Source organism: Nocardia sp. CA-107356, assembly GCF_050946365.1.
Taxonomy (GTDB): domain Bacteria; phylum Actinomycetota; class Actinomycetes; order Mycobacteriales; family Mycobacteriaceae; genus Nocardia.
On the sequence record NZ_CP191992.1, the window covers coordinates 7744227 to 7768419 of the forward strand.

The 24193-nt window shown below is 65.2% G+C and carries 28 protein-coding genes and 3 pseudogenes; 17 read left to right on the top strand and 14 right to left on the bottom strand.

Annotation, left to right across the window (positions count from 1 at the left end; all coding sequences use genetic code 11):
* Nucleotides 1–519: 519 nt before the first annotated feature.
* The 6 genes and pseudogenes from ACQP1G_RS34915 to ACQP1G_RS34940 all read left to right on the top strand — a co-directional run.
* A pseudogene (locus tag ACQP1G_RS34915) lies at nt 520–936 on the top strand (alanine dehydrogenase); the annotation flags it as partial.
* A 206-nt stretch (nt 937–1142) separates the two neighbouring features.
* Nucleotides 1143–2630, top strand: a complete 1488-nt coding sequence (locus tag ACQP1G_RS34920) for an amino acid permease (protein ID WP_433193946.1) — start codon at nt 1143–1145, stop codon at nt 2628–2630.
* A gap of 71 nt (nt 2631–2701) precedes the next feature.
* A complete protein-coding gene (locus ACQP1G_RS34925; RefSeq protein ID WP_433193947.1) occupies nt 2702–2923 on the top strand; it encodes a hypothetical protein in 222 nt (73 codons plus the stop codon).
* Between the two features lie 74 nt (nt 2924–2997).
* Nucleotides 2998–3288, top strand: coding sequence for a hypothetical protein (locus ACQP1G_RS34930; RefSeq protein WP_433193948.1), 291 nt, complete (start codon nt 2998–3000; stop codon nt 3286–3288).
* Between the two features lie 98 nt (nt 3289–3386).
* A complete protein-coding gene (locus ACQP1G_RS34935; protein WP_433193949.1) occupies nt 3387–4832 on the top strand; it encodes an ATP-binding protein in 1446 nt (481 codons plus the stop codon).
* 141 nt (nt 4833–4973) lie between these two features.
* Complete coding sequence (locus ACQP1G_RS34940) at nt 4974–5489, top strand: hypothetical protein (RefSeq protein WP_433193950.1); 516 nt, start codon at nt 4974–4976, stop codon at nt 5487–5489.
* A gap of 160 nt (nt 5490–5649) precedes the next feature.
* Here ACQP1G_RS34940 and ACQP1G_RS34945 read toward each other — a convergent pair whose 3' ends face one another.
* A complete protein-coding gene (locus tag ACQP1G_RS34945; RefSeq protein ID WP_433193951.1) occupies nt 5650–6075 on the bottom strand; it encodes a DUF4870 domain-containing protein in 426 nt (141 codons plus the stop codon).
* Nucleotides 6076–6382: 307 nt separating this feature from the next.
* On the opposite strand from ACQP1G_RS34945, the gene ACQP1G_RS34950 reads away from it, so the two are divergent.
* The 4 genes from ACQP1G_RS34950 (at nt 6383) to ACQP1G_RS34965 (ending at nt 9386) form a co-directional block, all read left to right on the top strand.
* A complete protein-coding gene (locus ACQP1G_RS34950; RefSeq protein WP_433193952.1) occupies nt 6383–7186 on the top strand; it encodes an inositol monophosphatase family protein in 804 nt (267 codons plus the stop codon).
* Between the two features lie 151 nt (nt 7187–7337).
* The gene (locus ACQP1G_RS34955; RefSeq protein WP_433193953.1) at nt 7338–7718 is read left to right on the top strand and encodes a hypothetical protein; all 381 of its coding nucleotides are present in this window, start codon (nt 7338–7340) and stop codon (nt 7716–7718) included.
* Between the two features lie 107 nt (nt 7719–7825).
* Nucleotides 7826–8680, top strand: a complete 855-nt coding sequence (locus tag ACQP1G_RS34960; RefSeq protein WP_433193954.1) for an alpha/beta fold hydrolase — start codon at nt 7826–7828, stop codon at nt 8678–8680.
* A gap of 67 nt (nt 8681–8747) precedes the next feature.
* Nucleotides 8748–9386 (top strand): alpha/beta hydrolase, encoded by a 639-nt coding sequence (locus ACQP1G_RS34965; RefSeq protein WP_433193955.1) that lies wholly within the window; start codon nt 8748–8750, stop codon nt 9384–9386.
* A 31-nt stretch (nt 9387–9417) separates the two neighbouring features.
* Here ACQP1G_RS34965 and ACQP1G_RS34970 read toward each other — a convergent pair whose 3' ends face one another.
* A complete protein-coding gene (locus ACQP1G_RS34970; RefSeq protein WP_433193956.1) occupies nt 9418–10281 on the bottom strand; it encodes an alpha/beta fold hydrolase in 864 nt (287 codons plus the stop codon).
* Between the two features lie 327 nt (nt 10282–10608).
* Between ACQP1G_RS34970 and ACQP1G_RS34975 the strand changes: the two genes are divergently transcribed.
* The 3 genes from ACQP1G_RS34975 to ACQP1G_RS34985 are packed head-to-tail and all read left to right on the top strand — an operon-like array spanning nt 10609 to nt 11421.
* Nucleotides 10609–10761, top strand: a complete 153-nt coding sequence (locus tag ACQP1G_RS34975; protein WP_433193957.1) for a hypothetical protein — start codon at nt 10609–10611, stop codon at nt 10759–10761.
* On the top strand, nt 10749–10925 hold the full coding sequence (locus ACQP1G_RS34980; protein WP_433193958.1) for a tautomerase family protein: 177 nt from the start codon (nt 10749–10751) through the stop codon (nt 10923–10925). The genes ACQP1G_RS34975 and ACQP1G_RS34980 overlap by 13 nt, the downstream gene beginning before the upstream one ends.
* 43 nt (nt 10926–10968) lie before the next feature.
* On the top strand, nt 10969–11421 hold the full coding sequence (locus ACQP1G_RS34985) for a MaoC family dehydratase (RefSeq protein ID WP_433193959.1): 453 nt from the start codon (nt 10969–10971) through the stop codon (nt 11419–11421).
* A gap of 32 nt (nt 11422–11453) precedes the next feature.
* On the opposite strand, the gene ACQP1G_RS34990 is transcribed toward ACQP1G_RS34985, so the two are convergent.
* Entirely contained in the window at nt 11454–14189 is a 2736-nt protein-coding gene (locus ACQP1G_RS34990; RefSeq protein ID WP_433193960.1) for an AAA family ATPase, read from the bottom strand.
* A gap of 255 nt (nt 14190–14444) precedes the next feature.
* Here ACQP1G_RS34990 and ACQP1G_RS34995 point away from each other — a divergent pair, with 255 nt between their 5' ends.
* Both ACQP1G_RS34995 and ACQP1G_RS35000 read left to right on the top strand, forming a co-directional pair.
* Nucleotides 14445–16103 (top strand): FAD-dependent oxidoreductase, encoded by a 1659-nt coding sequence (locus ACQP1G_RS34995; protein ID WP_433193961.1) that lies wholly within the window; start codon nt 14445–14447, stop codon nt 16101–16103.
* A 97-nt stretch (nt 16104–16200) separates the two neighbouring features.
* On the top strand, nt 16201–16641 hold the full coding sequence (locus ACQP1G_RS35000; RefSeq protein ID WP_433193962.1) for an ester cyclase: 441 nt from the start codon (nt 16201–16203) through the stop codon (nt 16639–16641).
* Between the two features lie 70 nt (nt 16642–16711).
* Here the strand turns inward: ACQP1G_RS35000 and ACQP1G_RS35005 are convergent, their stop codons facing one another.
* The 3 genes from ACQP1G_RS35005 to ACQP1G_RS35015 all read right to left on the bottom strand — a co-directional run bounded on the left by ACQP1G_RS35005 (nt 16712) and on the right by ACQP1G_RS35015 (nt 17610).
* Nucleotides 16712–16816 (bottom strand): hypothetical protein, encoded by a 105-nt coding sequence (locus ACQP1G_RS35005; protein WP_433193963.1) that lies wholly within the window; start codon nt 16814–16816, stop codon nt 16712–16714.
* 38 nt (nt 16817–16854) lie between these two features.
* On the bottom strand, nt 16855–16938 hold the full coding sequence (locus ACQP1G_RS35010; RefSeq protein ID WP_433209087.1) for a hypothetical protein: 84 nt from the start codon (nt 16936–16938) through the stop codon (nt 16855–16857).
* Nucleotides 16939–17298: 360 nt separating this feature from the next.
* Nucleotides 17299–17610, bottom strand: coding sequence for an EthD family reductase (locus ACQP1G_RS35015; protein ID WP_433193964.1), 312 nt, complete (start codon nt 17608–17610; stop codon nt 17299–17301).
* Between the two features lie 149 nt (nt 17611–17759).
* Here ACQP1G_RS35015 and ACQP1G_RS35020 point away from each other — a divergent pair, with 149 nt between their 5' ends.
* Nucleotides 17760–18662: a LysR family transcriptional regulator gene (locus ACQP1G_RS35020; protein ID WP_433193965.1), complete on the top strand. Its 903-nt coding sequence runs from the start codon at nt 17760–17762 to the stop codon at nt 18660–18662.
* Nucleotides 18663–18734: 72 nt separating this feature from the next.
* Here the strand turns inward: ACQP1G_RS35020 and ACQP1G_RS35025 are convergent, their stop codons facing one another.
* A complete protein-coding gene (locus ACQP1G_RS35025; protein WP_433209551.1) occupies nt 18735–19196 on the bottom strand; it encodes a hypothetical protein in 462 nt (153 codons plus the stop codon).
* A 178-nt stretch (nt 19197–19374) separates the two neighbouring features.
* Between ACQP1G_RS35025 and ACQP1G_RS35030 the strand changes: the two genes are divergently transcribed.
* Complete coding sequence (locus ACQP1G_RS35030; protein WP_433209554.1) at nt 19375–19599, top strand: hypothetical protein; 225 nt, start codon at nt 19375–19377, stop codon at nt 19597–19599.
* 9 nt (nt 19600–19608) lie between these two features.
* Here ACQP1G_RS35030 and ACQP1G_RS35035 read toward each other — a convergent pair.
* The 7 genes and pseudogenes from ACQP1G_RS35035 to ACQP1G_RS35065 form a co-directional block, all read right to left on the bottom strand.
* A pseudogene (locus ACQP1G_RS35035) lies at nt 19609–19656 on the bottom strand (hypothetical protein); the annotation flags it as partial.
* 419 nt (nt 19657–20075) lie between these two features.
* The gene (locus ACQP1G_RS35040) at nt 20076–20273 is read right to left on the bottom strand and encodes an aldehyde dehydrogenase family protein (protein ID WP_433209090.1); all 198 of its coding nucleotides are present in this window, start codon (nt 20271–20273) and stop codon (nt 20076–20078) included.
* Between the two features lie 2 nt (nt 20274–20275).
* Nucleotides 20276–20557: pseudogene (locus tag ACQP1G_RS35045) on the bottom strand (aldehyde dehydrogenase family protein); the annotation flags it as partial.
* Nucleotides 20558–20758: 201 nt separating this feature from the next.
* Nucleotides 20759–21823, bottom strand: a complete 1065-nt coding sequence (locus ACQP1G_RS35050) for an alkene reductase (RefSeq protein ID WP_433193966.1) — start codon at nt 21821–21823, stop codon at nt 20759–20761.
* 111 nt (nt 21824–21934) lie between these two features.
* Complete coding sequence (locus ACQP1G_RS35055) at nt 21935–22201, bottom strand: hypothetical protein (RefSeq protein WP_433193967.1); 267 nt, start codon at nt 22199–22201, stop codon at nt 21935–21937.
* Between the two features lie 31 nt (nt 22202–22232).
* Nucleotides 22233–23189 carry an alpha/beta hydrolase gene (locus ACQP1G_RS35060; protein ID WP_433193968.1) on the bottom strand — a complete coding sequence of 319 codons (957 nt, stop codon included), beginning with the start codon at nt 23187–23189 and terminating at the stop codon, nt 22233–22235.
* 62 nt (nt 23190–23251) lie between these two features.
* Nucleotides 23252–24184 carry an NADP-dependent oxidoreductase gene (locus tag ACQP1G_RS35065; protein ID WP_433193969.1) on the bottom strand — a complete coding sequence of 311 codons (933 nt, stop codon included), beginning with the start codon at nt 24182–24184 and terminating at the stop codon, nt 23252–23254.
* Nucleotides 24185–24193 lie beyond the last annotated feature (9 nt).

Sequence of the window (24193 nt, forward strand, 5' to 3'; positions counted from 1 at the left end):
GAGCCGTTCGGTGCACTCGCGCAACCACGCCACCAGCGTCACGTGTCACCAGCCGCACACTGGGGCGCGGATGCGGTCCTCACGATCATGGAACACCGGCCGTAGCCTCAGGGCGCTTTCATGTCGCGCCGGCCGCATTCGACGGCGAGCAGCTGCTGGTCGGCGTCTGCGAGATCCTCCGAGGTCAGGAGGTGCGCAGCAGCCATGTGCCGGCCAAGCCATTCCTCGTCGATGCGTCCTGGGCTACCTCCGGGCCCATTTCCCGGCCGCTGGACGGACTCGGGGCGGCTGGGCTCATCGCTCGAGTCCGAACATGCTTCGGTTCCAGGGCCGATCCACCTCTCGAACTGAATTTTCAGCAACTAGCTAGGTTCTTTGCAGAATTATCTGCCCTTCTCTTGGCAGCATATCGGTGAATATTCATACTGGTTTCGCGAATAGGTGATGTACCTCATATCGACGGGTCGTCGCGGCGCCCGCCGCTCACATCCCCAACACCCCCGCTCAGGAGCTGTATCTGTGAAGATCGGAATCCCCCGCGCAATCAAGAACCACGAGAACCGGGTGGCCATCACTCCGGCCGGAGTGCACGAACCGGTCTCCCACGGGCACGAGGTTGTCGTCGAAGTCGGCGTCGGCGTCGGCTCCTTGTTCGCCGACGAGGACTTCAAAGCCGCCGGTGCGCCGATCCTCTCCACCGCCGACCAGGTGCGGGAGACCGCCGACCTGCTGCTCGTCCCGGGCGTCCGGCCGGCGAAGGTCGTCGTCATCGGCGCTGGGGTGTCCGGGAAGAACGCGATCGCCGTCGCCCACGGCATGCAGGCCGATGTCACCGTGCTGGACCTGTCCATCGCTCGCCTCCGCGAGATCGACGCCCAGTATCAAGGGCGGGTCGAGACCATCGTCTCCGACACCCTCGAACTCGAGCAGGCCGTGGAGCACAGCGTGGCGGCCTAGGCCTAGGCCCTCCCCGGGTGGGCCGGCGTACCGCCGCGCGGCACCCCTGTGCCTGGCCCCACCCGCGCGCGACGAACCAATCCGAATTCGATCCAGGCGTACCCGCGCCGTGCATCGGACAGCCCCACGATGTCTATGTCGATGTCGATGTCTGTGCCCGCCGCGATCGCCGAAGGAGTGCACACATGACCATTCCCGACCACCAGCACCACCGGCCCACGACCGCAAGTGCGCCACCGGGGTTCCCGCCGGACGGGGGACCCGAGTCGGAGGGCTACGCCCGCGGATTGAGTTCGCGGACGATTCAGATGATCGCGATCGGCGGGGCGATCGGCACCGGCCTGTTCTACGGATCCGGCGGTGCGATCGCACAGGCGGGTCCCGCGCTGATCCTGGCCTACCTCCTCGCGGGCCTGGCCATCTTCGTGATCATGCGGGCACTGGGCGAGCTGCTCACGTACCGGCCGGTCTCCGGCAGCTTCGCCGAGTACGCCCACGAGTTCCTCGGCCGGTTCGCCGGCTTCGCCACCGGGTGGACCTACTGGGCGGTGTGGGTGAGCACGTGCATGGCCGAAATCACCGTCGCGGGCAAATACATCGAGTACTGGTTCGACATCAAGCCGTGGATCACCGCCCTGGTCGTGCTGACCGTGCTGTTCGGGGCGAACCTGATCTCGGTGCGTCTGTTCGGGGAGACCGAATTCTGGTTCTCCGCGGTCAAGGTCACCGCGATCGTCGGCATGATCCTGATCGGGATCGGGGTGTTGACCATCGGATTCGGTCACGCCACCCACCCATCGGTGACCAACCTGTGGGCCGACGGCGGAGTGTTCCCGCACGGTTTCGGCCAGTCCCTGATGACCCTGCAGATCGTGCTGTTCGCCTACGTCGGCGTCGAACTCGTCGGGGTGACCGCCGGTGAGGCACACGAGCCCAAGAAGACGCTCCGCAAGGCGATCAACACCCTCCCGGTCCGCATCGGCCTGTTCTACATTGGTGCGCTGCTGGTGATCATGTCCGTCGCCAGCTGGCGCAACTTCCAGTCAGGAAAGAGTCCGTTCGTCGAAGTCTTCGAGCAGATCGGCATCCCGGCCGCGGCGGGCATCATCAATTTCGTCCTGCTCACCGCCGCACTGTCCTCATGCAACTCGGGCATCTACTCCACCGGCCGGATGCTGCGCAGCCTGTCGCTGCGCGGGGAGGCACCCGCCCAGGTCGGCACCCTCAGCTCCCGCTCGGTGCCGTTCACCGGACTCTGCCTCTCCGCCGGCGTAATGGTCATCGGCGTCGTCGTCAACGCCATCTCCCCCGACAAGGCCTTCGCCTACATCACCTCGGTCTCCACCATCGGCATCATCTTCGTCTGGGCAGTCATCCTGGTCTGCCACAGGATCTACCGCGCCCGCGTCGAAGACGGCACCCTGCCGGCCAGCGACTACCGCCTGCCCGCCGCACGGGTGACCGCCCCGCTCGCGCTCGGATTCCTCGCCCTGGTCGTGGTCCTGCTGTTTTTCACCGACAGCGGGCGCACCGCGGTGGCGGTAGGCGCCGTCTGGGCGGGGTTGGTCTGCGCAGGATACGTCGCGATGACCCGACTCGGATCAGCAGGACGCCGCAGCTCGAGCAGCTCCCCGGTCCCCCGACCGGGCACCCGATCCGGGGGCGCACGGTGATGCCGGCGCGGCAATTGTCCGAGCAAGCCCGGTTCAATGCGAGCTGGCTACTTCAGCACAGGGCCTAGGCGATGACATCCGACGCATGGTTCCCGACCGGAAGTCATGTGCACCTGCGGATATGGCTGGGTGGCATGGTCTTCGACTACGCGGCCCAGGCGGTGGCGGTACGCAATTTGATCCATGATTGGAGACGAAGGCGTTGGTACACAATCGAATTGATCCGCGACACCATCGAGGAATGTCTGCCGCCGCGACGCTTACCGTACGAACGATTGTTCCTGGGGCCGTGACCACCGAGCAGCGCCGGAACGCCCAGCGGGTCACAGGTTGATCAGCTATTGCGAGGATTCGTCATCGTCGACGAGTGCCACCACATCTCAGCCTCCGCCTTTACCGAGGTACTCAACCAGATCCCGCGAAATACTGGCTCGGTCTCACTGCCACCCCATACCGGCGCGATCAACTCGACGACCTGATCTACCGCCAAGCCTCGTCCAATGTCGGACGCATCACCCGGCCTCACCCTGGCAAGACCGCTGCCACTGTCCACGACTACCACGACGTCCTGACTCCGGTCATCGCATCTTCGCTATCGAAACGGGCACTCGGATACACCACCCTCGGATTCCCCGACCCACGCAAACTCCAGAACTGACCCTCCAAGGATCTCCCGCCGCACACCAGCTCGAGGCGGTGTAGATTTCAGCTACGTAGATGCCATCTACATAGATCTGAACCACCCTAGGAGCGCCCGTGCCATCAGGGTTCGTCGGCCGAAGTGTCGAGCTGGGACTGTTGGGGACTCGCTTGCAGCGTGTCGCAGAGTCTCGCAGAGGCGTCGCCGTTGCGATCCGAGGACGCCGACAGGTCGGAAAATCGCGACTGGTTCAGGAGTTCTGCGACACGGCACAAATGCCGTACCTGTACTTCACCGCCACCAAGGGTATGCCGGTCTCCGAATCGCTCGCGATCTTTCTAGCGGAGCTGAAGAGATCGGGAATCGCACCCGATCCCGAGACCCTCCCCGAGGGCATCGGCGGCGGCTGGACCGACGCATTCCGGCTGTTGGCGGCCTCCCTCAGTGATACGCCGACCGTCGTCGTGATCGACGAATTGCCGTGGCTGGCAGAACAAGACACCGTCTTCGATGGCGCGTTGCAAACGGCGTGGGACAGGTTGCTGCAGCAACGCCCAGTCTTGCTGCTACTCCTTGGCAGTGACATCCACATGATGGAACGACTCACCGCCTACGACCGCCCGTTCTACGGGCGAGCCGACAACCTCGTCCTCGATCCGCTCAACCCGGCCGAAGTCGGTCACGCTCTCGGACTCGACGCAGCCGAGAGCATCGACGCACATTTGATCACCGGCGGGCTGCCAGGCATCTTGCGTAGCTGGCCGCATGGGCTGCCACCACTTCAGTTCGTGCGACGCGAATGCAGCGACCCCGCCGCGCCGCTGTTCGGAGTGCCCGAGTCCACCCTCCTCGCCGAGTTCCCGACACCCGACCAAGCGCGACGCGTACTCGAAGCGATCGGCAGCGGGGAACGCACCCACGCCACCATCGCGGCCGCCGCAGGCAGCCGCGCCGGGGCGTTGCCTTCCGGCTCGTTATCGCCTCTACTGCACCGACTCTCGGCAGACAAGCAGGTGCTGTCGGTAGACCAGCCACTGTCGGTCAAACCTGGGAAACCGGCCCTCTACCGGGTCGCTGACAGCAATCTGCGGCTCTACCTCGCCGCCCTGCGCTCGGTTCAGGACCTGGTTCGGCGAGGACGAGTCGACGCAGCCTATGAGTTGTTCGCTCGGCGCTGGACCTCCTGGCGCGGCAAAGCTGTCGAACCCCTCGTGCGAGATGCCCTCGAACTGACCGCGCTCGCGGGAACACTGCCCTGGAAAGACGTCACCACGGTCGGCGGCTGGTGGAACCGCGCCTTCAACCCCGAGATAGACCTCATCGGCGCCGACCGCTCCCCCGTTGCCAATCGGGTGATCTTCGCCGGATCGATCAAATGGCTCGGCACCCCGTTCGACCGCCACGATCTAGCCGAACTCACCCGCGGGGTCGCCAGTGTTCCAGGCTTTGTCCCGCACGAAACAGCTTTGGCCGTAGTGACCTTGGCCGATATCGAGCCGACCCTCGCAGACACCGTCGACCTGGTGTGGAACGCCTCCGACGTGCTCTCTGCATGGAGTTGAGGAAGGTCCGAACCCCAGGTTCGGCTGCTCGACGGGGCATGGATGGACTCAGACGTGGAGGGTGGGCCGGTAGATGAGCTCGGTGTTCGACCGAGCGTTGTGCCTGTAGGTTTCGGTGACCAATCTGGGGAGGACTACCGCATGGCGCAGCTTCAGCATCGGATCGACGAAATGACCGACGACTCGGGATTCCTCGGTCTTGTCGACCCACACGCGTACACGTCGTTCGTGGGCGAAGACTGGACCTTGGAGATGCTGTTCGAGCGCGTCGAATCAGAGATGCAGCAGCGGACGATGCTGCTCTGGGGAACCGGCGGCGAGGAGCGATGGCGGATCGACCTTTCGGATTCGCCGGTAGATCCGCGGCTGCCGATCATCAGGCAAATCGCCGGCCCCATCACCGTGACGCGCGGTGAGCTCGTCGTCGTCAATTTGGACACGGTCACCATGGCTGCCCAGTTCGCGGACTCCGCCGTGGACGACGACAAGGATATATACGGGTCCAGTATCGAACTCCCCAACGGCGACTACATCTGCACCATCAGTCAACTCACCGATCCCGAAGAGGATCGGACACATGAAGGCCCCGACTTCCACCTCCAGCTGCTAGCTGGACGAACCTCACCATGGTTCGGGGTCGCATGGTCCGAACTATGACGCTCCGACGGAACGCACGGCATTCGGACGTTCCGCGCAGACGCCAACGGCCCGAGATGGCCTCGGGCCGTTGATCTTCGGACTGTCGCATCTGGCCGCCGGTAGGGGTGCCGACAGTATCCTCGACTACGAAATCTAGTCGGGGACTTCGAATATGCCGCTACTTGACCGAGTTGGCCAACCGATCGGCATATGGTGCAGTGAATTTTCCGACAATGGGAAGCTCTGCGCGGACACCGCCGGTGTTGTTCGTCTGGACCATGGCCATGATCCAGACGACGACTGCGAAGACCGCGACTGCGAGTCCGGCGAGGCTGAAGATGATCCCCAGGACTCCGAGGAGCGAGCCGATGATGCTCAGAACAATATTGATCACCGAGACCGCCCCGAAGAAGACGATCGATTGCGAGGCATGGAATTTCACATCGGGATCGTTCTTTCCCACAAATAGGAAGATGATTCCGGTGAGCCACCCCAGTGCGTAGGACAGGATCGCGCTGGTCTTTTTGTCCAAGCCGGCGGGCTGCGGTTGGTTTGCGGGAGGTTGAGAAGATGTCATGGGGTAAGTAGATGCCGCGCGCGCCACCTACCGATCCCAGGTTTCAGCACGAACCCACAGGTTGCGGGCGGCTTCATCGCGCTCGGGCTCGATGGCGTCGCGATACTCCGGATATCCCTGGGCCTGAGCAGGTGACCCCGGGTGGCGTGCACATGACAACCCCGCCAGCCGACTACAGACTCATACCGGACATCCGACAATTGGCCCGAAGTGGACGTTCGGGACCCACGCTCAGCGGCATTACTGCGCGCTGTCTTGAAGTGCGCCACATGGTTCGGGTCGATCTTGCGACCGAGCAGCCGGCCACTTATAAGCTCTGGTACCTGTGACCCCGATGGATGACCTGACCCTTGCTCAGCAGTTGGCCGATGTTGCCGACACCATCTCTATGCGGTACTTCTCGGCCGGGAGCATCGCTACGCAGTCCAAGCCCGACGGCAGCCCGGTCACGGTGGCCGATCGCGCGGTAGAGCAAGCCATCCGCGCTCGACTCGCGAGCGCCCGCCCTCAGGACTGTTGGGTCGGAGAAGAATTCGGTACTCACGGCAGTGCCACACGACGGTGGGTTATCGACCCGATCGACGGGACGAGCAACTTCTGCATGGGACGGGCCGAGTGGAGCACCTTGCTCGCAGTCGAAGACGGCGGCGAGGTACGCACCGGCATGATCTCCGCCCCGGCCCTGCAGCGCCGATGGTGGGCCTCACGCACCACAGGAGCGTGGACCAGTACTTGCCTGGATGGACAACTCGGACCGAATCAGGCGCTGACGGTGACCAGGACCGACACCCTCAGCGAGGCCACCGTTGTGATCTGGCCTGTCGCGGACTGGGTTCCAACACAGCGTCTGGCCAGAGCGGATACCCTTCTCGCGCGGTGTGCTGACGGTGGCCCGCTGTCGGACTGGGCCGGAGCATGCCAGGGCGCCATGCTCGTGGCCGCCGGACAGGCCGATATCTTTCTTCACCTGACTGCCGGGCCCTGGGACATTGCCGCCGCCGTACCGATCGTGGAGGAAGCAGGCGGACAGTTCAGCGACCTCCACAAAGGACGCAGCATCTCATCCGGCGCCGCCGTATTCACCAACGGCCGCCTGCACGAGCAAGTGCTCGATTTGCTTGGACACGAACAGAACTGAAGCAATACCGGGTCCGCCATCCAGTTCACCGACTTCATCGATGTGCGCACATCGGCATTGGAATTTCGCAGAATGCTGGTAGACCGACATATCAACAACTTGTCGGATACATCTTCAAAAGATGTTCATGCGCTCTACCCCAATTAGGGCATTGACGCAGAGGATGCTCAGTTGGCGAATCGGGCGACGGCATCGAGGATGGCGGTTTCCATGGCGGGGCTGCCGGTGTGCCCGGAGTCCCCACGGTGAGCAGTCCCTCGATGCCGCATACACGTTCAAGACCGAGGTACTCGCCGAATTCGCCACGCTGACAACTGCTCTGCGGCAACGGACAGACAGCACCGAACTTGCCGCCGCGGACGTGCTGTCCACGGCAACCAGTTTGGCTGGCGCATTCTGGCAGATGGCCGCCCCTGGCACCGACCTGCGCGCACTCTACGAATCCCGCCCCGAATTGACCCACGCGATCGTCGACGTCGAACCACGACTGACCCGAATCCTGACCGCATTGCTGGCCGGAGTGCGGCACTGAACCGCCCCGGCAACATGTGATCCACTCACTCACCTGTTCAGGTGATTTCGTCGCGCCACGGACGCGAATACCGTCACGCGATATTCCTTCTACAGCAAGGCGAGCAGATGACTGTTCAACAGACCGCGGCGATCACCACCTACTTCCGTGTCGTCGACGGAGTCCGGGTGCGCTACGCCGATACCCGGACCGACTCGAACACCACCGTTCTGATGCTCGCACCGTGGCCGGAGACACTCTTGGCCTTTCGTCGAATCTGGAATCGCGTCACCCCACTCGGTCGAGTCGTCGCCATCGACATGCCGGGCTTCGGCCACTCCGACCAACACCGCACAGAACTCATCGCGCCCGATGCCATGGGAGATTTCCTCTCCCGCTTGATCGACGAGTGGGGCCTCGGGGCACCACACATCGTCGGGCCCGACGTCGGCACCGCGGCAGCTCTCTTCCTCGCAGCCTCGGCCCCCGACCGCGTGACGAGCCTGACCATCGGCGGCGGAGCTGTCGGCCACCCAATCGACGCCGGCGGCGCCCTCAAAGATGTGATCGAGGCACCCGACTTGGACGTAGTACGCGGGCTGGACGCAAGGACCAACATCGGCTACGCAGTCGCGTCGGCTGCATCCGCAGACACCGAGCCGGAGATCCACGAGGACTTCGTCAGCGCCTATGACCTCGGACGGTTCGCTGAATCGGCCCGGTTCGTGCGGCACTACCCGGAGCAGAACCCGATTCTGCGTAGCCTGCTGCCCACCATCACCACTCCGACCCAGATCATGGCCGGCAAGCACGACGACCTCGTCCCTTGGTCAAACAATCAGTACCTGGCCGACAACCTCCCGCACAGCGAGATTCATCCACTCGATGCGGGCCACTTCGCCTGGGAGGAAGCATCCGAGGAGTACGGACGGCTGCTTGCGGACTGGATCAGCGGGGGCTACCGGCGCGCTGAGAGAGGTTGACGTCCACAACCAGAGTCCCCAGCCCTGGGTTCCCGATCAGAGCGAAGTTTCGAGAGGACGAAGACCGTTGGCGAGTACGCATATGATCGTCCTGCCCGGCGGCGGATACGCCGAACATGCTCCGCACGAGGCAGAACCGGTCGCGCAGTGGCTCAACGACATCGGCGTGCCCGCCACCGTCTTCCGCTACCCGCTCCACGCACCCCATCCGGCTCCGCTGGAGGCGCTCCGCGGTGAGATTCGCCGAAGACGGGCCGAGGGCGCGGATCACATCGGTCTCATCGGATTCTCCGCGGGCGGTCATCTCGCAGGGCTGGCCGCCCTCGAACCGCACGCGACCCCGGCCGAGACGGTGCAATTCGCAGTGCTCGGATACGCCATCACTTCGATGGAGACCGAGACCTACCGCCCCGCCAGACTGATCCTGCTCGGAGAGAACGCAAGTCCCGAGTCGCGCAGTGCCACGTCCCTGGACCGGTTGGTGACTCCTGCGGCACCACCGTTCTTCGTCTGGCATACCGCAGAGGACCCCTACGTGCCGGTCGAGCACAGTTACCGTCTGGCGTCTGCCCTGGCGAAAAATGGTGTGCCGCATGAGGTACACGTATTCGCCCACGGTCCGCACAGTCTCGGCCTGGCCCACGCCGCCGGCGGTGCCGCGACATGGACCTCCTTCGCCGAAAGCTGGATCCAGGAACAGATTTGACCGCACCTTTTCGCGGTGCCGGTCCTCGCCGTCAGTGCACCTCGGCGTCGAGGAACGCGGTGACATCGGCTGCGTATTCGGCCGCATGCTGGAAGAGGAATCCGTGTGCGGCGTCGGGGTAGATCGTGATCTGCGCATGGGGAATGAGACCGGCCAACAGGTGGGAATAGTGCGGCAGGATCATCGGGTCGCGGTCACCGTTGGCGATGAACACGGGCTGCCGGATCGCGCTGACCCGGTGCAGAGCGTTGTGGTCGGGGATACCCCACTCGCACACCGCGTCGTACTGCGACTGCTGGGTGGCCCATGTCGTGGGTGCGTCCACGTCGGTGGTCCGACCATGGATCCGGCCCAGTGTTTCCATACCCGCTTGCAGACTTGCCGGTGACGAGGTGAAGAAGACGCCGAGATAGTCTGCCGGGTCCGGCTGCGGCTTGCCCACCGCGCCGATCACCTCGCGGGCCCAGCCATGCATCCCTGCCGCACCACGCGGGGCTGCGGAGGCGAGCACGAGGCGGCGCACGATGGCGGGCCGCGTCAGTGCGATCTCCTGGGCGACGAAGCTGCCGATCGAGAATCCGAGGATGTCGACCTGCGGGACGTCCAAGGTCTCGATGAACGCGATCGCGTCGTGCGCCATCTGCGCGATCGTGCTGGGCGTGGTCCCGGTGGTCGCGCCGACTCCGACATTGTCGAAGGCGATGACGTGGCGACCGGCGGCGAGGGCGTCGACGAGTCGCGGATCCCAGTTCTCGAGGTTGCCGCGAAAGTGTTGCAACAACACCAGCGGCACCGCGCCGGTGCCGATCTCGCGGTAGGCGTAGTCGATGCCGTTGTCGGCGTGGACGCTCCAGTTGGGAGCAGTGGCGTAATCGAGCGCTGTCGCTGTGGTCATCTCGTCGTCCTTTGCTGATGCCCGGCTGGTCGGGGTCCTCACCGGGGCCGACGACGCCACGTTCCCATGCCATTTGATCTGCGGTCATTCACCTATTCGGGTGAGTGCCGTGGTCATCACCTGTGCCGGACACTGGGTTCGTCACAGCGGCGAGCCGCCGACCGAGAAGACACCCACAGGTCGGCGCGCCGGAGAAGAGAAGGCGAGGTTTCGCAACATGCCCATGATCGATGTTTACGCCGTCGCAGGTACATTCGCCGATACCAAGCAGCTCGCGCAGGACCTCGCGAGCACCCTGATGGTCATCGAACAGGTTCCCGACAGACGATGTTCCGTCAGAACACCGCCACATTCGTCCACTCTCTGTCCACCAACCAGGTGTCAAATGTCGATGGTGACACCGACTACGTACGCGTCGTGGTCCTGACCAATGCCGGTGCGTTGGACCGGGACAAACAACTCGCCAAGTGCGGCAACTGACGGATGTGATCGCTGCGGCCGCTGGTGATCCGTCCCTGGCCGAGCGCACGTGGGTGCTGCTCACCGAAGCGGCGCAGGGTGGATGGGGTCTGACGGGGCATGCGCCCACCAACGACGAGCTGATAGCGGCGGCACGCGCTCAGATCGCCGCTGGACAAGGTTGAACCTCGTTGTAATGCAAGGGGTGAACAACTTCGGAGGCATGGAATGACCACACGGCTATGGCTCGAAGACATCAAGATCGGCACGACGCTCTGCACCGGAAGCCATACGGTGACGACCGATGAGATCGTCTCCTTCGCGGCACAATACGATCCGCAGCCCTTTCATCTGAGCGAAGCGAGTGCCGCCGATACGTTCTTCGGCGGCCTTGCCGCCAGTGGCTGGCACACAGCCGCGATCACGATGCGACTGCTGGTCACCAGCGGGTTGCCGATCGCGCACGGAATCATCGGTGCCCGTATGGAGCTCGTCTGGCCCACACCCACCCGGCCCGGCGATGAACTGCACGTCGAACTGCTGGTCACCGACGTGACCCCGGCACCGTCGCTCACGGCACCAGGGTTCGTCACGACCGAGCACTCGACGCTGAATCAGGCCGGAAAGCTCCGGCAACGGACCAAGGCCCGGATCGTGGTGTTCAACAAGCCGCCTGGCTGACCGCACGCTCCGTACCCGCGAGCCGGAGGGTCTCAGCGAGCCAGTTCTTTGCTCACTGTGTTGGCCAACTGCACCCGGGATCGGATACCGAGCTTTGCGAATACCGAACGCATATGCGTGCCAACGGTATTGATTGAAACGCCAAGTTCCACCGACGCGGACTTGTTGGTGTGGCCCGCCGCGATCAAAGCCGCGACCTTGCGCTCGGAGGGGGTCAGCGAGACCCAAACCGAAGCAGTCGTGGCGACCGCTGCGGGGGCGGTCGACCATTTTGCGCGTCGCACACCCGCCTCACGCATCGTATCCTCGACGCCGGTGCAACAGAATGTGGCACCGACACGGTGGTATTCGTCCCAGGCGCGGTCGAGTTCGGCCAGTCCGTTCTGAACCTCACCGACCGCCAGCAGCGCGCGGCCGTATGATTCGGCTCCGCGAGCCCGCAGTATGGGTCGCGGACTACCGTTGAGCACCCGGACCGACTCGGCCAAGGTGTCGAGATCGTCCTTGAAGCATCCGCGCAGGTTCATCGCGATGCCCACGAAACTGGCCACACCCGGATTTCGCGCGGCCGCGAGCTCTGCGGTTTCGACAGCGTCGGCGGCGAATTGGTCGTCGCGGGCCATGGTCCCGAAATCGAAGAACAAGCCGCTCCAGCACGGCCACAGCGGCCAATAATTGAATTCCTCACCGCCTCCGGCGACGACAGGCCGCAGAATACGCAGGGCCGCATCGAGATCGCCCTGACCGGCGGCAAGCCACCCGCGCATCATGTTCAACGACGGCCGCCGAACGCCATCGGTCGCGTCGACCAGTTCACCGGCCAGGCTCATCTGTGCGGTAGCCGCCTCGACATCGCCACGCAGCAGCGCGACCGCCGTGCAAGCCATGGCGGCATCGAGGGCATGCTCGGCATTGCCGAGCTGGCGCCCCAGTTCGATCAGCGCTCGCCCCGCGATATCGGCCTCCTCGAAGCGGGCCAAGTAGAAGTGCTGCCACATCTGCGCGCAATGCAGTGCGGGGACCGTCATCCCGGGACTGGTCCCGCTGGCGTCTGCTGCTTGATCCAGCAGGGTTTGGGCATGATCGTAGCGGTCGAGGATCTGCAGCTCGGTGATCTCCTCCACGACGCAGGAGGAGCCGAGCAGTTCACGCAGCTCGCGGAAGGACGACAACGCGGTCTCGTGCCGCCCTTCGTTCTTCGCGGCCTCACCGACCGCCTGCAACGCGAGCATGACCGCTTCGCGATCATCGACAGCCCGGGAATTCTCGAGAGCCGCCCGTGCCTCGCGCGCGGCTTGCTCGCCACTGGCGATACGCGTAGTGGCCAGCGCTCGCGCCGAACGCAATCGCGCCTCGATGGGTGGAGTCAGATCCGCTCGCGCCAGCACCTTGTCCGTGCGTTGCACGAGTTCGGTGATGCGGCCACCGAGCCACAACGCGTGGGCGGCGTCGGTCTCCACGGCCCCGATCACATCGTTGTCGTCGACGCGCGCCAGGATCAACGCGGCGGCGGTGATCGCGTCCGTCGTGCGTTGGGTGCGACGGAGCACCGACAGGCAGCGTTGACTCAGCTCCAGCCAAGCCCGGTCCCAGCAGGGGAATGTGCGCATGGCGAGCAGTGCCAGATCTCCGGCAGTGTCGGCGTCGGTGGCGGCCAGGGCTTCCGCGACCGATAGCAGAATCGTTCCGCTGTGCAGATCGCCCGGCTCGGCCGCCGCGCGCGCATGGATCGCGGCGAGCAACGGCCGGTCGGTCTCGGTGAGATAGTACGCGGCCAGCGTTCGGTGGACTTGCCGTGTCACACGATCGGAGGTGGCATCGGCTACCGCGTCGCGGACCAGTTCGTGCCGACAGGACAGGGTTTCACCGGCCGCGGTGACCAATCCCGACGCGAGTGCCCCCGACAGCAGCTGTTCTCGTTCGTCGACCCGATCGGGCAGCAGCACAGCGATCTCACCCATCGTCAGCGGCCGGTCCGCGATGGCCAGCAATCGCACCAGGTGCTGGGTCGCCTCGTCGGCCTGGATGAGCCGATCAGTGATGGCGGCGATGAACTCGGCAGGGACGGAGTCGGATTCGCCCCGATCGACACGGTCGAGTATCCGTCGTGCGAGGTCGGGATTGCCACCGGCGGCATCGAGGAATCGACGCAGGTCCTCGTCTGGTGGTTGCCCGAGGCGGTCGGTGGTCATCGACACCAGGTCGGCAGTGGCCAGCGGCGACAACCGCAGCTGTTCGACCCGAACCGAATCGTGACCCACGAGATCGTCGAGCACTGTGCCGTCACGGCCCGCCAGCACCCAGACAATCGGTAACGAGGCCGCACGGGGAATCAACGTCCGCAACAGGAACAGGCTGGTCGCGTCGGCTCCATGGAGATCGTCCACCGAGATCAGCAGTGGCCCGTTCTCGGTCGCGGCCTCCAGGTGATCGGCGATCCGATCCGCCGCCAGCAACGGCTCAGGGATCGAGCGCACCAGTTGTGCGTAGTCCTCGCGGCTGATCACCGGATCCCGCCCTGCCCGCAACATCGCGATCACCGGAGCCCCCGGCGAGACCTGCTGCAGCGGATCGCACCGGACCTCGACCACTCGCAGACCGGTGCGTGCGGCTTGGCGGCAGATCTCCGCCGCCAGTGCGGTCTTCCCGATGCCGGCCGGGCCGCCGATGGTCAAGACGCCGCCCAGCTCGTGGCGACGTGCGTTGCGAACCACCGAAAGCGCCTGCGCCATCGGCTCGGTCCGCCCCCACAACGATCCCGGTCGCATCGCGCACTCCTCCGATCCGAGGGGCGTTGATCGAGCCCGACCAGTCGCGAGCCGGATCAACGCATAGCTTCTCAACATAGCAGCTCACGCAATGTGCCGACACCCTGATCGAAGCGCCCATCAGCCCGATCTGGGACCACAGCATCACACCCGGCAGCCCGATGCGGACATCACCTATTCATGTGATGTCCGCGCCGCGCCAGTCTCGCGGACGATGTGCTGCAGCAGGTATCACAATCGCGAAGGCCGGATGTCATGTCGAATACCGAGAAGGCTGCGTTCCCCGCGCTGAACGACGAGCAGATGGCTCGGCTGCGCGGCTACGGCGCGGCGGAGATGGTTCGCGACGGCGACGTTCTGGTGTCGACGGGCCAATTGACCTACGACTTCATCGTTCTGGACACGGCCTCGGCGGAAATCGTGCGCGAGGCCGACGCTGATCAGATCGAAGCGGTTGTCGCGCAGGCCCCGCCGCGGCGCTTTCTCGGCGAGTTGAATCTGATCACGGGACAGGCCGTATATCTCACCACGCGAACAACCTCGGACGGGGAGATCATCCGCATCGATCCTCCCAACTTCCGTCGGCTGATGGCGGACGAGACACAACTGTCCGATCTCATCCTGCGCTCATTCCTCGCACGCCGCGGTGAGCTACAGACCGGCGAGGGCGCACGCAGCATACGCATATTGGGCAGCGGCCGATCACCGGAGTCCTTGGCCCTGCGAACGTGGGCCGTGCGTTCCAGGATCGCGCACACCTGGATCGACATCGACACCGATTCCGGGCGAGCCCTCGCCGAATCACTCGACGTATCGCCCGACCAACTGCCGGTCGGCGTGACGCACGACGGTCCGATTCTGCACGCGACGACGGCGCTGCTCGCCCAGGCCATGAACTTGACTTACGCGCCGAATGCCGCAGCGGGCGCGGAAGCCGTTGCCGATACGGTCGTGGTCGGGGCGGGCCCGGCGGGCCTGGCAGCCGCTGTCTACGGTGCTTCGGAGGGCCTGCGGACGATGGTTTTCGAGGCGGTCGCGGTGGGCGGACAGGCCAGCGCCAGTTCCCGTATCGAGAACTACCTCGGATTCGAATCCGGGATCAGCGGAACCGAATTGACCGGACGCGCCATGATTCAAGCGCAGAAGTTCGGCGCGACGATCGCCAGTCCCTGCGTCGTCGAGTCGGTGCACGCCACGAACGGGACCTTCGAGGTATCCCTGTCCGACAGCACAACCATGCGCACCCGCACCGTCGTCGTCGCGACTGGAGCGCACTTCAGGACTCTGGACCTGCCTCGGTGGCATGAGTTCGAAGGCCGGGGGATCTTCTACGCGGCCACCGAGTCCGAGGCCCGACTGTGCGAAGCTGGGCCGGTCGCCATGATCGGTGGCGCCAACTCCGCCGGGCAGGCAGCCCTGTTCCTCGCCGAACGCGGCTCGACTGTCACCATGGTCCTGCGATCGAACGACCTCTACGCCGGGATGTCGGCCTACCTCGCGCACCGTATCGAGGCCGACCCGCGTATCCACGTCCGTCTCGGGTCCGAGGTAACGGCCCTCGCCGGGCAGAGCAACCTGACCGGAATCGCAGTCACCGATCACGCAACCAGTCATACCGACGCGCTGGACTGCCACGCCCTGTTCTGTTTCATCGGCGCTGACCCGGCGAGTTCCTGGCTACCGGGCATCCAGCTCGATGCCGACGGGTTCATCCTCACCGACTCGGCGCTACGCCTCGACAGCGCTGTGTGGGCTTCGCTCGGGCGGAACCCGCTGCCGTTCGAGACCAGTGAGCCCGGCATCTTCGCGATCGGCGACGTACGAGCGTGGTCCATGAAGCGCGTCGCCGCCGCGGCCGGAGACGGTGCGAGCTGTGTCCGCTCGATTCACCAATTCCTCGGCCTCACAAGCTGATCGACGAAACCCATTACCTGCGAAAGCGACGTCAACGACTCCGTTCCGCGGCGAAACCACCGCAGCTCATACAGTCCCGATCTCAGGAGCACATCACATGACCAAGAACGACGAATCGGTAATGACGGTAGAGCAGGCCCGGAAAATCTCCGCACCACTCTATGAGGCGTTGAACCAGCCGGCGAACAAAGACGTCTCAGCGCTGCTGGCGGCAGCATGCAACGACGACTACCGCTCCTACCACACGAACCAGGATTACCTGACCCGCGACCAACTGGTCGATGTTTTCACGAACATGGGAACCACCATTCCCGACCTGACATGGGAAGTCGTCGACATCCATGTGGTCGATGACGTGATGATCGTGCGCGGCAAGGCGACCGGTACACCCGTGGCCGAGTTCTGGGGGACCGAGCCCACCGGCAAATCCTTCCGCACGATGGCCATCGACCTGTTCACGGTCCGCGATGGAAAGCTCGCCACGGGCTACCACATCGAGAACTGGACCACCGCCCTCCAGCAGCTGCGACGCTCGTAGACGACGCCAACGGCAGCCTGGAAAACCCGATTCTGATGTCGTCGATCGGGACAGTCGCCGGGCGGCGGGATCATCGGATCTCCGCCGCCGCGGTGACGACAGCACGATCGATCGCCTTGCCTCCGGCCACGGCGCGGGCGCCCCGGCTGATGGCCTCCCGGACGAGCTCACTCACTCGTTCGAACTGCATCTTGTTCTGGATGGGGCCCAGCATCACGTTCGGTTCGAACGGTCGCCCACCGTGACAGCCTCCGCTCGTCGCGAGAGTTCGCGCAGCACTTCGGTTTCGAGTGACATCGGAACATAGACCCGCTTTATGGCCAGACAGATCTGACCACACTCGACACAGTGCGGGTTCAGGCGGCCTCAGATCGACACCATCGGTTGATCTTCCGCCGCGCCGCGCAGGCCGGTGAGGTCAGCGCGATCAGCGGCATGTCAGGACGTTCGTCCGCCGATGTGACGCCAATCTGACCTGCGGGCGCGACGACATGGTGAGGCTGACCAGTTTGGTTGGGAAAACTTCGTCTTCGCCGGCCAGGACATCGGCCCACCTTTGACGCTCCACGAAACGGCAACCGGGAACGGCGTTGCGCCGATAGCCGGGACCTGGCCGCAACGGCCGGCCGAACGCGTCCCGGAGCCTACCGTCCTGCCTCAGTCGGTGCCGTCCTGCACCGGATAGTCGATGACGATCACACCGCCGGTGGCGTAGTTGACGACATCGGCGGCCGCCCGCTGGCCGTGCTGCGATGCCCGTGCCGCGGCCATGGCGGCGGCGTCGGCGAAGTCGGCTTCGAAGACCGCGAAATACGGCGCTTCTCCGTTGGTCGCCGCTACGTCGAAGCTGTAGCGCCACGCAAGCAGGCCGGGCCAATTCATGACCAGTGGAAGGTGGTTGGTCACGTAGTAGTCGCGGAAGTGGTCAGGGTCGGCGGGCTTGGGATATAGGACTAGCAACTTATGCATGACTGCCTCCCGGTGTGTGTGAGCGCGGTGTCCAGTACCGCGGTCAGTTGAATCGTCATATGCGCAGGTTAGGGCTTGATGTGTGGTCGAGGGAAAGACTGGGACGGGCTAGACTCAGAACGGATCGTTATCAATGACCGGGAGGGCATGTGGCACCGGATACGGTGAGCCTGCGGTACTTTCTGGTGCTGGCACAGGAGTTGAACTTCACCCGCGCGGCCGCACGGATCGGTATCGCGCAGCCCGCACTCAGTGCCCGGATGCGCCGATTGGAGGCGGAACTCGGTACGAGCCTGTTGGTTCGTGACACGCGTAGCGTCGTATTGACCACGGCCGGTGCGGCTTTGGCGGAGTCCGCGCCGCCCGCGCTGGCGGCGCTGGACCGGGCATGGGACACCGCCCGGAATGCGGGGGCCGGTGAACTGGGCACGCTGCGCATCGGATACAGCCTCAGCGCGGGGGCCGAGACGGCACCGGCCCTGGTGGACAGGCTCATTCGCAGCAGCCCGGGACTCGAGGTCGGCGCGTTCCCCATGGCGACACCGGAGATCTCCCCCGCGGTCGCCGACGGCCGCATCGATGCGGGGATCACCCGCGGTGAACAGCCGGGTCGTGGCGTGCGCCGGTTCCTGCTGCGGCGTCAGCGCGTCGGGGTCCAACTGGCACAGCATCATCCGCTGGCCGAACACCCGGAGATCGCGATCGCCGATGCGGCCGCGTATCCGCTGCGACTCCCCGACCGTACGGCCAACCCCGTGATCCACGACCAGCTGTCCGCACTGTTCCGCGACACCCGGCCCCGCCCCCGATTCCACACGCCCCCAGTCTCTTTCGACATGTCTCAGCGCGACCTACGCGACGGGCTCACCCTCGCCCCGGCCGGTGAAGCCGCGGTCACGACACAACCGGCCGGTCTCACGTGGCGACCGCTGCAGGGCGCACCCGCCTTGACGATCCACCTGGTCCTCCCGCGCGTGCAGTCACCACTACACCGCCGCATCCGCACCGTCGCCAAAACCCTGGCACACGAGCTGCACTGGCTGCCGGACTGACGCGCAGCAGGTCACGCGAGACGGACGATCGCTTTTGCTCTTGCCGCGCCGGACCGCCCGGGTCGGGAGCCATTATCGGATGTTCGTCACCTCGTAATCACCTCGCTCACCCACCACATACTGCTTGGAATAGATGCCTTCGCGATACACCTGTGAAGGGCTCCATTCATCGGGACCCGGGTCGAGGTCAAGCACGAACTCTGTCGGAGACGCCGCGACGGCCATACCATCGGAGAGCACCCGATACGGAAATCGCCGACTCTCCAGGAACCGATATTCGTGAACTCCGTACACGGTCAGCTGGACGTGACACCACTCGGACCTCCGCCCGTCGCCGGGGCCGGGAGTTGTGGGTGTCATCTTATCCATCGCCTGGATATCGACCCTCACGGTCGCGAGCTTTCCGGGTGCGGTCTGGATGGCAACTCCGAGGATGACGCTGTCGTAGAAGGTGATGAACCTGTCGAGGAACGCTGGGGCGTGTTCGCCTGTGATCTGCACGTAGTTGCCCTTTATCGGAAGATCTGATCGCATCCACATGATCGCAGCAGCTGAGCAGTCGATGCCTTACCGTGGGATTTCCGACCGTCGATGTGGCGTGCCAGCTCCCTAGCGTCGGCGGCGAGACGAACGACCGGCATTCGGCAGAAGAGTGCGTTCGGGCGACGCCGGGATGGGCATGGCCAGTTAGTTCAGAGAAGCAGGCGTGTTCATGCTGGCATCCAGTGCCGTATGGGCGAGCGCAGCCGCCGAGCTCGACCTTGCGTTTGTCGAAATGCTCCTCGAACTCGGCCCACTCTTCGGCTGTCACGTCGCGGTATTCGTCCGCCGGTCGCATCTGCCGCCGGCTCTCCAGGTGTGCCTGGTAGTGCTGAACAACGTCTTCATCGAAGACCGTCACATAGCCGCGGAAGGTATCCCGATCCAAATGGCCTAGCAGTGCTGCGCCGATGTGGATCGGGAGTCCGCTGTTGGCCAGCTCGGTCGCGAACAATCTCCGGTAGTCGTGTGGCGTGAAGTGGAGGTTGGCGAATGCCGAATGGACCGCCGCGAGTTCGGTGCATGTATTGATGAGCCATCTCAGAACCGCGCCGCGGCTCAGGACGAGACGGGTGGGCTCGTCCCCGGGCGAATCGGACCGAGAGGCCTTGGTCGCCGGTGTCGGTGTCCGGCTCCTGCACGAAAGGACCCTGTCACGGTGACGCCGCGGTGATGCAGCAGGCGCCCGCGGGGTGGCGCGGGGATCAAGGTTGCCATCTGTGCGGCGACGGCGTCAGGTGATGGGGCGGTATCGGTCATCGGGGTGGATGTTCGCCTGTCGTAGTAATCGGGTGTGGCCAGCCGTGCGGATCGCCAGCTCCGACACCACCACTTGTTTCCGGTGCGGTGGTGTCGGTGGCATCGGATCCGTTGTCACGCACCGCAGAGCGCGGCGTGCACCATGTGCTTGATCTCCTGGAATTCGGCCAGACCACGCAGCCCGTTGAGCCGTCCCATTCCGCTCTGTGTGAACCCGCCCTCCTCGAACTGGTCGACGACGACGGCCCAGATGTTGGTCCACACCGTGCCGGCCTGCAACTCGCGGCCGACCCGTAGCGGCCGGGGCCGAATACTTCGTGTTGCACGATCGGTGCCGACACGTCGGTGACCTCGACGAGGCTCGGCCGGTAGTAGGCGTCGACGGCGTCGGCGCCGCGGTTCACGAGCCCGCCCCGCTCGACGATCGTGGCGTACTCGGCCGCCTCGGCGACCATCCGATCGACGCGCTCGGCGTTGGCACGATCGATCATCGGGCCCATCTCGCTGTTCGGGTCGTCGCCCGGTCCGACCTTGATCGCGCCCAACGACTTGGCCATCCGCTCACGCAGCTCGTCAGCGATACCCTCCTGAGCCATCCCGCTCTGAGCGGCATCCAGAACCCGCAACGGTCGCGCCCACTACCCGTGGTGCGGCCGTCGGCGGCTGAGTTCCGGTGCCTCAGCCTCCTCCGACTCCACCGTGCCGGTAACGCAGATATGCGGGGTAAATCGCGGGCAGTGTGCAGTGGCACCAGATAGCGCTCCCCACCTCAGCAGAATTGGTAGGAGAGCTGGCGGTCAGGTGGTGAGCACGGGGTAATCGGTATAGCCGCGGTGGTCCCCGCCATAGAAGGTGGCCGGGTTGGGTTCATTTAGCGCGGCACCGGCGCGAACACGAGCGGGTAGGTCAGGGTTGGCCAAGGCGGGAGCGCCGACGGCGATGACGTCGGCGGTGCCGTTGTCGAGGTCTGCGATGCGTGCGTTGAGGTCTGCCCCCGCGCGGTTCACGATCAGCCGCTCTGGCCAGATCCCACGGATCGTCCGCAGAAGTTGTTCGTCTCCGGCGTGGACCAGGTGCAGGTAGGCGAGGTCGAGGCGGGCCAACTCGGTGGCGAGGTGTGTATAGAGCGCAGGGGTGTCGGTTTCGGTGATGTCGTTGAACGGGTTGGCCGGTGAGATGCGAAATCCGGTGCGGTCGGCGCCGATTTCGTCGACCACGGCAGCGGCGACTTCGAGCGGGAACCGGACGCGTCCGGCGATGGAGCCGCCGTATTCGTCCACACGCTGGTTGGCATTGGTGCTGAGGAACTGGTGCAACAGATATCCGTTGGCGCCGTGGATCTCGACACCGTCGGCCCCCGCGTCGATGGCCATCGCGGCGGCCACGCGGAACTCGTCGACGGTTCGCGCGATGGCGTCCGCGTCCAGTGCCACCGGTTGGGCCATGGGTTGTGGCCCGGCGGCGGTGAACATCGTCGCGTCGGCCGCGATCGGCGACGGCGCGACCGGCGGTCGGCCGTGGGATGTATTGGAGGGATGGGAGACCCGGCCCACGTGCATCAGTTGGATGACAAACGCGGCACCTGCTTCGTGGACTGCTGCGGCGACCCGTTTCCACGACTCGACGTGGGCGGGCTCGTAAATGCCGGGCGTGTTCAGGTAACCCTGCCCGTCAGAGGAAGGCTGGGTGCCTTCGCTGATGAGCATCGCGAACGAGGACCGCTGCTCGTAGTAGGTGGCGGTCAGGTCGGTGACTGTGCCGTCCGCGGCGGCGCGGCTGCGGGTCATCGGCGCCATGGTTAGGCGGTGCGGTAGGGCGATGCTGCCCAGTTGTGTAGGTGTCCAAAGGATCTGGTTGTTCATGATGGCTCCTGGAGAGGGGGGTCGGGTTCAGGCAGTGATCTGGATAACGGTGTTGCGGCGCGGCGCGGCCACCGAACGAAGGAGGGCGGTGGGACATCACCGGCCGTACCATCAGCCCGCCACGGTCGCGGCCAGCAGCTCGATTCGCGACGGGCCGGGCTCTGGATTGCCGGCAGTATCGCTGCCGATTTCCATGATTCGATCGAGCACGCCGGGTCGTGCCATCGCTTCCTCGGGGCTGGTCAGGACCGAACCGACGTCACCGAACGCTTTCGTTGGGAGGCGGGTCCACGAGGTCTGTGCGGATCGAGTTCGAGCGTGCGGTGCGGCGATGAGCAGCCGATGAACGCGCACTACATCGGGCCTGCTCGCGATCATCGCCGTCGTCGCACGACGCAGGCGTGAGCGCTCAGAGGGAAGCCAGGACGCGGATGCGGTCGGCCATGACGCGGCGTGCGACATCAGAGGTGAAGGCAATCCCTTCGAACTCGTGCGGGACGCCGGGGTGGAGGTGGAATTCGACCGGCACGCCTGCGCGGGACAGACGCAGGGCGTAGGTGAGGTCCTCGTCGCGGAAGATGTCGAGTTGGCCGACCTCGATGTATGCCGGTGGCAGGCCTTCGGGATCGGCGACGCGGGCGGGCGCGGCGTGGGCTGAGGTGTCGGGTCCGCCTGCGGTATCGCCGAGTAGTGCTTGCCAGCCCGTTCGGTTGTCGTCCCATGACCACAGGACGAACGGCGCGAGGTGTGGGTCCGGAGTGCGGGTGCGGTCGTCGAGCATCGGCATGACCAGGATCTGGCGGGCGATGGCGGGTCCGCCGCGGTCGCGGGCCACGATCGCTACCGCGGCGGCCAGTCCGCCGCCCGCGCTGTCGCCGAACACCGCGATGCGGGTGGGGTCGACGTTGAGGTCGGTGGCGTGTTCGTGCAGCCAGACCAGGGCGTCGTAAGCGTCATCGACCGGGGTCGGGTGCGGATGTTCGGGTGCACGCCGGTAGTCGACCGACAGGATCGGGGTGCCGCTCGCCGACACGTATCGGGAGACCGACCCGTCGAATAGGCCGACGTGACCCAGGATCATGCCGCCGCCGTGCAGATAGATCGCGGCCGGACCCGGTTCGGTCGGGCGGTCATCGCGCTCGTACCAGCGCAGCAGGATCGTGGCGCCGTCAGCGGTGGTCATCTTGTGGTCGGTGATCGTGACATCGGGCGCGACCGGTTGGGCGGTATCGGTGTGGGCGATGACCTGCTCGAGGATTGCGCGGCGGGTGGTCACATCGCCGACCGGTGGCGGTGTGCTGTCGGCCATCGCGGCAGCCATCGGGGCCAGCGCATCGGCGACCTGTGGGTCGAGGGTGAAAGACATGACGTAACTCCTTGTGTGACACCGGGTGAGGTGTCAGTGCGAGATGGGTAGGTAGGTGTGGCTCAGGGCAGCAGGATCGTCTTGCCGGGCAGCTGACCAGTGACGGCTTCGGCATGGACGGTTGCCATTTCGCTCAGCGGTCGGCGGTCGGCAACGTCGATGCGCAGATCACCGGCGTCGACGAGCGCGACCAGTCCGGCGAGCTGGGTGGCGTCGCTGCGGGCGAACACCCGTTCCGCGCGCACTCCGCGCTCGGGGTCGGGTTCACCGGGAGTTGTTGTGCTGACGAAGATTCCACGGTCGGCGACCAGATCGACCAGAGCGGCGGTCTCTTCCGGTGAGGTGGCGACCAAGTTGACCACGACGTCGAACCGCTGCCCGGATACCGCCTGTGCCAACGGAATTGCGGTGTAGTCGACGATTCGGTCCGCACCGTCGGCGCGAACCCGGTCGGTGCTTCGCGTGCTCGCGGTTGCGGTGACCGCAGCTCCAGCTCGGGCGGCCAGCTGTACCGCGTAGCCGCCGACCGCACCGCCCGCACCGTTGATCAGGACGCTGTTACCCGCGACGAGGCCCGCATATTCGAACAGTGCCTGCCAGGCCGTCAGCCCGACGGCGGGAAGTGCTGCGGTGTCGGTGAGCTCGACGTTGCGGGGGGCCGAGGCCAACAGGTCGGCCGCGACGGCGACGTACTCTGCGCCCGCGCCGTCGGTGTTCATCGGCAGGAAAGCCACTACCGCGTCCCCGACCGCCCAGCCGGTCACCTCCGCACCGACTTCGGCGATGGTGCCTGCCACATCGATGCCCGGCACGTGTGGGAAGGACACCGGGAACACCTGCTGCAAGTAGCCGGCACGGATCGCGACATCCACCGGATTGAACGAAGTCGCGGCTACTTTCACCACGACCTCCGCCGCGGCGGCGACAGGCTTGGGCGCCTCTTCGTAGGCCAGGACTTCGCTGTCGCCGTGGGCGTGGAATCGCACTGCCTTCATGATCTCTCC

Coding starts and splice junctions, on each gene's coding strand:
- ACQP1G_RS34940 (WP_433193950.1), top strand. CDS start 4,974: ATGGCGCAGCTTCAGCATCGGATCGACGAAATGACCGACGACTCGGGA.
- ACQP1G_RS34975 (WP_433193957.1), top strand. CDS start 10,609: ATGTTCCGTCAGAACACCGCCACATTCGTCCACTCTCTGTCCACCAAC.
- ACQP1G_RS35060 (WP_433193968.1), bottom strand. CDS start 23,189: ATGTCTTTCACCCTCGACCCACAGGTCGCCGATGCGCTGGCCCCGATG.
- ACQP1G_RS35050 (WP_433193966.1), bottom strand. CDS start 21,823: ATGAACAACCAGATCCTTTGGACACCTACACAACTGGGCAGCATCGCC.
- ACQP1G_RS35000 (WP_433193962.1), top strand. CDS start 16,201: ATGACCAAGAACGACGAATCGGTAATGACGGTAGAGCAGGCCCGGAAA.
- ACQP1G_RS35025 (WP_433209551.1), bottom strand. CDS start 19,196: ATGCGATCAGATCTTCCGATAAAGGGCAACTACGTGCAGATCACAGGC.
- ACQP1G_RS34985 (WP_433193959.1), top strand. CDS start 10,969: ATGACCACACGGCTATGGCTCGAAGACATCAAGATCGGCACGACGCTC.
- ACQP1G_RS35015 (WP_433193964.1), bottom strand. CDS start 17,610: ATGCATAAGTTGCTAGTCCTATATCCCAAGCCCGCCGACCCTGACCAC.
- ACQP1G_RS35065 (WP_433193969.1), bottom strand. CDS start 24,184: ATGAAGGCAGTGCGATTCCACGCCCACGGCGACAGCGAAGTCCTGGCC.
- ACQP1G_RS35055 (WP_433193967.1), bottom strand. CDS start 22,201: ATGATCGCGAGCAGGCCCGATGTAGTGCGCGTTCATCGGCTGCTCATC.
- ACQP1G_RS34995 (WP_433193961.1), top strand. CDS start 14,445: ATGTCGAATACCGAGAAGGCTGCGTTCCCCGCGCTGAACGACGAGCAG.
- ACQP1G_RS34960 (WP_433193954.1), top strand. CDS start 7,826: ATGACTGTTCAACAGACCGCGGCGATCACCACCTACTTCCGTGTCGTC.
- ACQP1G_RS35030 (WP_433209554.1), top strand. CDS start 19,375: ATGCTGGCATCCAGTGCCGTATGGGCGAGCGCAGCCGCCGAGCTCGAC.
- ACQP1G_RS34920 (WP_433193946.1), top strand. CDS start 1,143: ATGACCATTCCCGACCACCAGCACCACCGGCCCACGACCGCAAGTGCG.
- ACQP1G_RS34990 (WP_433193960.1), bottom strand. CDS start 14,189: ATGCGACCGGGATCGTTGTGGGGGCGGACCGAGCCGATGGCGCAGGCG.
- ACQP1G_RS34970 (WP_433193956.1), bottom strand. CDS start 10,281: ATGACCACAGCGACAGCGCTCGATTACGCCACTGCTCCCAACTGGAGC.
- ACQP1G_RS34925 (WP_433193947.1), top strand. CDS start 2,702: ATGACATCCGACGCATGGTTCCCGACCGGAAGTCATGTGCACCTGCGG.
- ACQP1G_RS35010 (WP_433209087.1), bottom strand. CDS start 16,938: ATGTCACTCGAAACCGAAGTGCTGCGCGAACTCTCGCGACGAGCGGAG.
- ACQP1G_RS34950 (WP_433193952.1), top strand. CDS start 6,383: ATGGATGACCTGACCCTTGCTCAGCAGTTGGCCGATGTTGCCGACACC.